Annotated in this window: 6 protein-coding genes; all 6 read right to left on the bottom strand. The window is 33.7% G+C overall.

Annotated elements, in window-relative coordinates; genetic code table 11:
• Positions 1–119: 119 nt before the first annotated feature.
• Positions 120–284 carry a hypothetical protein gene (locus HPY60_11460; GenBank protein ID NPV51794.1) on the bottom strand — a complete coding sequence of 55 codons (165 nt, stop codon included), beginning with the start codon at positions 282–284 and terminating at the stop codon, positions 120–122.
• A 13-nt stretch (positions 285–297) separates the two neighbouring features.
• The gene (locus HPY60_11455) at positions 298–876 is read right to left on the bottom strand and encodes a hypothetical protein (GenBank protein NPV51793.1); all 579 of its coding nucleotides are present in this window, start codon (positions 874–876) and stop codon (positions 298–300) included.
• A 223-nt stretch (positions 877–1,099) separates the two neighbouring features.
• Positions 1,100–1,603, bottom strand: coding sequence for a hypothetical protein (locus tag HPY60_11450; GenBank protein ID NPV51792.1), 504 nt, complete (start codon positions 1,601–1,603; stop codon positions 1,100–1,102).
• A 214-nt stretch (positions 1,604–1,817) separates the two neighbouring features.
• Positions 1,818–2,315, bottom strand: coding sequence for a cysteine hydrolase (locus HPY60_11445; GenBank protein NPV51791.1), 498 nt, complete (start codon positions 2,313–2,315; stop codon positions 1,818–1,820).
• Positions 2,316–2,442: 127 nt separating this feature from the next.
• Positions 2,443–3,441, bottom strand: a complete 999-nt coding sequence (locus tag HPY60_11440) for a virulence RhuM family protein (protein NPV51790.1) — start codon at positions 3,439–3,441, stop codon at positions 2,443–2,445.
• A gap of 162 nt (positions 3,442–3,603) precedes the next feature.
• Positions 3,604–4,377 carry a hypothetical protein gene (locus HPY60_11435; GenBank protein NPV51789.1) on the bottom strand — a complete coding sequence of 258 codons (774 nt, stop codon included), beginning with the start codon at positions 4,375–4,377 and terminating at the stop codon, positions 3,604–3,606.
• Positions 4,378–4,849: the final 472 nt, after the last annotated feature.

The raw sequence follows: 4,849 nt of genomic DNA, 5'->3' as shown, positions 1-4,849 counted from the left end.
GCGATGCAATCGCGCACTAGCGGGGTTTTGCTTAATAGCATAGAACTCGATGTAATCGGGCACTAGCGAGGGGTTGGGAGTGACCTCGGTTGGCTGCGGGCCTTGATATAGCTAGTAATTTAATTAGTGCTTTCAAATTTATTCTTCGCAGCATCACGTCCTTCCTGGAAATCACTTGCATTTTGGTCCCAGTTAAAAATTAGATCAATAATGAAAAATGCTAAAAATCCTACCAGAACTCCAATAATGAAGGATCGCAGACTATTCTTTGATGGTTTTTTCATTTGAGTTTTTTTATCAATTTGAATTAACAACTTTTCCTAAATTCTTTCTCATAATCGCTATATCATAATTAATCTGTATAATTAGGTATAAACAAACAAGAAGAACTATTGGAGGGAATTTTTCCCAATACGGATTTGCATCAAAAACTTGCAACAAAGCTGAAATAAAAATTAAGATTACAGGAATACCAAACAAGTAGATGTATTTTCCCCTTTTGTTGAATCGTTTTACAATACTGTTGAATTCTGTATTTAGGTTTGGATCAAACTCAATCTCAAGATTTTTTATTTGGTTGATATGGTTATGAAGCATTAGTTCGATATATGAAAACGGAGCTCTCAATGAAAGTGCCATGGTCATTAAAACTAATATTCCAGCATTTGTCCAGTTGCCCGAAAAATATTCAATTTGGAGAGTTGACATTGCAGAAGCAATAATAAGAACAGAGAGCAAAAACATTACAATTCCATAATCTAAGAACGCAACTCTTTTGAACAACTTTTCTTTCTTTTCCGGATTTTTACCTGTCCAATTATAAATTGATTTGAAGCTCTTAGCGATTTCGATTCTTTCGTTTATTTGACTAGTCATTTGCTTATAATATTTCGTTTTTGGTTGTTCTTTTCCAATAAATTTAAACGGTGGGGAGTGGTTAGAGCGTAAGCCATTAAACCGATTTCATATCCCACGTAACGAAGCTACGAAAAAGTGAGCATGTTTCATAATTCGCTGATAGCCTCCATTGTACCAAACCCTCGTTATGGGCAGGTATTAACAGTTTTTTGCCTTTCGTTTTTCAATTATTACGAATTTATTATTTTATTCTAATTGATTCTAAAGCAGTTATGTAAGCACGCATTTCGAGTTTGAAATTACTTGATCTCGATTTACGAGTGTATTCTTTATTTTCTTTTCTGTCTTGTATAAAATATCTATAGCCAGTTGTTGTGTTATCTTCAAAGGGTTGACTCCCATGTTGCTTGTAATTAGGATTATATTTAGTTGATGTAGAACTTTCCTTTGTATAATCCATGATATATCTATACTTGTTCACATCGCTATATTTCTCGGTAATCTCATCTTTCTGGGCAAGAATGTAATTTCCAGTATATTTTGAAAATTCTTTTTTAACATACTTATCATAACTTCTCCTTCCTTTAAGGACTCCAATTATAATAAATTCCTCTGATTTCATATCTGGCGGAACTTCACCTGACTCAATTGTTATTTTTTTTGCAACAGAAGAGACACTAGCGCATGAATTGAATAAAAAAATAATAATCAAAATGCCTGTCAGGGTGATAATTACATTTTTCATAGTCATTACATTTTTAGTTTTAGCTATATGCTACTTATAAATACAAATATTCAATGTTTGTTATTTTACTTTCCCATAACGATGGGAGTGTAAAAATTGCTGGATAATGGAACGTCGTCATCGTCCAGACAAGAGCAGCGGGAGTGAAACGATAAAGTTGCCTAATCCCCACATAACCTGCATTGAACCAAACTCTTGTTAGCCGCTGACATTTTTATTTAGAGTCTAACAAGTCATTCAAATTAATTATTTTACTGCCTTTTTTTTCGTAATAATTCAGCATTTCGTCAATTTTCCTTTTATCATAACTCGTAATACAATCTGATAAGACTGTAACTTTGTAGTTTTCCTTACACATATTAAATACGGTTGATTTCACGCAGGCAATGGCGTCTGCTCCTGTAATGTAAAATTCGCTTATTTCATTTTTCTTGATAAAGTCAGCAAAATCTTCGCTGGTTAATGCGTTGCCTTTGGATTTTTCAAAAATGTTTGTGGAAACCAATTTCATGTCCGAAACTAATTCAGACCCACGAGTATTGGGTTTGAAAGTCCTTGTGCCGTCAGATAAGTTATAATGCCTAATGTATACGACATGAATTTCATTTTCCACTGCCCAATCTATTGCCCGATTAACATTGTCAATGATTTCTTTGTAGTTTTTGGTAATGTCATTTTGAATGTCAATTACCACTAAAGACTTTTTCTGCATGGGATTTTATTCTTTTATTTTTATGTTTTAGTTCAATTTTCTATTTCATTGTGCATCGCTTGTTGGCAACTGGTAGTTAACCTTTTCGTAATGTGTTTTGCTGCAATCTGATTTATTTTTTCCACTATTAGCCTTTTAACCTTTTTATTTCTTTGTCAAAGTCAGATTCATAATTTTGGTCTTGAAATACTCTGAATTTTTCATACAGTTCAACTGCTAACTTCTTTGCAATTTCAGATGAAATTGAACCTGCATTTTTAAGAACAGAGTAGTCGTTGAATTGGAGGAAAGCATCAAGCTTTTCTACCCAATCTTTCATTTTCATTGGTATTTGCCTTTCAGCTTGATTCTCTGCATAATCAAGATACATTGTTACAATACGATTCAATTCTCGTACTTCTTTTTCGTTAAGATAGTTCTTCGCTATTGTAACATCTGATTTCAATATTTTCCCTTTTGGTGATTTTTTCCAAGTAGCTAAACCCATATTGGGCAACTCTGAATTTGCTCTTGTTGAGATAATTTCTGCTGCTGTCAGTCCCGTAATAGCCCAATGCAATTTATTCTGAACAGTTTTATAAAAAACATGTGTAATTTCTGCTTGTGGGTCATAATCAATGCTACATTCACAATAAATGTCAGTAATCTTTTGGTAGAATCTTCTTTCACTCGCACGAATTTCTCTAATTCGTTCCAGTAATTCATAAAAATAATCCTTTCCAAAAAGCTTTCCTCCCTGTTTTAATCGCTCATCGTCTAATACAAACCCTTTGATTATAAATTCCTTTAAAGTCTTCGTTGCCCATATTCTAAATTGTGTGGCTTGTTGTGAATTTACTCTGTAACCAACTGATATTATTGCGTCAAGGTTATAAAAATCAATATTTCTTTGAACGTCTCTTCCTGACTCATTTTGAACTGTTCGGAATTTCCGAACAGTTGCACTTTTTTCTAATTCACCACTTTCGAAAATGTTTGATAAATGTTCACTTATTGTGGATTTCACAACACCAAAAAGCTCTCCCATTGCCTTTTGTGTCAACCAAACTGATTCATCTTGTAGAATTACTTCAACCTTTACATCACCGTTTTGGGTTGTGTAAAGTATTATCTCAGAGTTATTCATATAGTTTTAACGACTAATCAATTATTTTTAAGTCGCTAATTTACAATTAAAAAAGTGAGTTTTAAATAAGTTAATCAGCCAAATAATCTTTTGAAATTTATCAAATGCAACAAAAAAATCATTCATTTCTGAGTTTTTCTTCATTGCTTGTTGTGCGATTGACTATTTTCTTTTTTGTAAAAACCAATCAAACAATGCTCCTTCATTAAAAACGATATTGTTTATGTAGTGTTCACCATTTTCATATATTGTTATTTTCACATCAGCGTTTGCTTTTTCAAGTTTCTTTAAAATTCCAAAGGTTTTTTCAATTGGAATTTCATCGTCTAATTTATCATTAAAAATCCAAATTGGAATATTCTGTATTTCCTGTATATTATCAGACATGAACGGTTTATAAATGCCTCCACTTATAGGAGCGATGCCAGCAAACCATTGTGGGTAATCCATGGCAAATGACCAAGTCCCCATACCACCCATACTAACGCCGGTTAAATAGATTCTATCAATATCAATGTTTTTATTATTGGTAACACTACTTAAAAGAGCATTTAGTCTTTTTGTTAAGAATGACCAGTAAATTCCGTCCGGACACAAGGGCGAAATGGTAATAAATTGGGGTAATTTACCATCAAGTGCATATTTACTAATGCCATTACCTTGACCTACTTCATTTCTAATCAGTTTATGTAAGTCAGTTCCTCTTTCAGCCATGCTATGAAGGTATACTATCAAGGGATATTGTTTCTCAGGGTCATAATCTTTAGGAAAAGTGATTAAATAATTCAAGCCGCTATCTTCACAAAACATATACTTATATGGAACACCCTGATCTGATAAAAGCACGCTGCTTCCAACATTAGATGATTTTCTAAAGGAAGCACAAGCAGTGAGCAATAAAGACAAAATTACAAGTAATAACCATCGTAAAAACATAATTTCTCCTATTAGGCTTTAGTCTGTCGCACAACGAGTTAATATATATGATAAAATCCCATCTACACTTCCGATACATATTTTTTAAGCAAATCGAAATGTTTAGAGTTGGTTCATTATGCTTTGTTTACTTTTCAAGCCCTAAATTTAGAACAAATATGTTAAAGAAGTGCTTAAAAGAAGTGCAATTTATTGCTGTTTTGGGGGACAGGGGAAGCAAGGTTAAAGGGAACAAGGATAAAGGTTAAAGGATAAAGGGAATCAAGGGTTGGATGATTGAATGATTGGTTGATTGGATGATTGGGTGATTGGTGGGTGGGGGGGGGAGACTTTCCAACGTCCGCTAGCACTTTTGCGGACTTGGAAACGTCAGCGGGGGAATGGAATGTAGATGGTTGAATGACCTGCCTGCCGGCAGGCAAGGTTGGATGATTGGGTGATTGGATGATTGGTTGATTGATGATTGGTTGAT

Origin of the sequence: Methanofastidiosum sp. (genome assembly GCA_013178285.1) — an archaeon.
Taxonomy (GTDB): domain Archaea; phylum Methanobacteriota_B; class Thermococci; order Methanofastidiosales; family Methanofastidiosaceae; genus Methanofastidiosum.
This window is presented reverse-complemented; position numbering and strand designations above follow the sequence as displayed.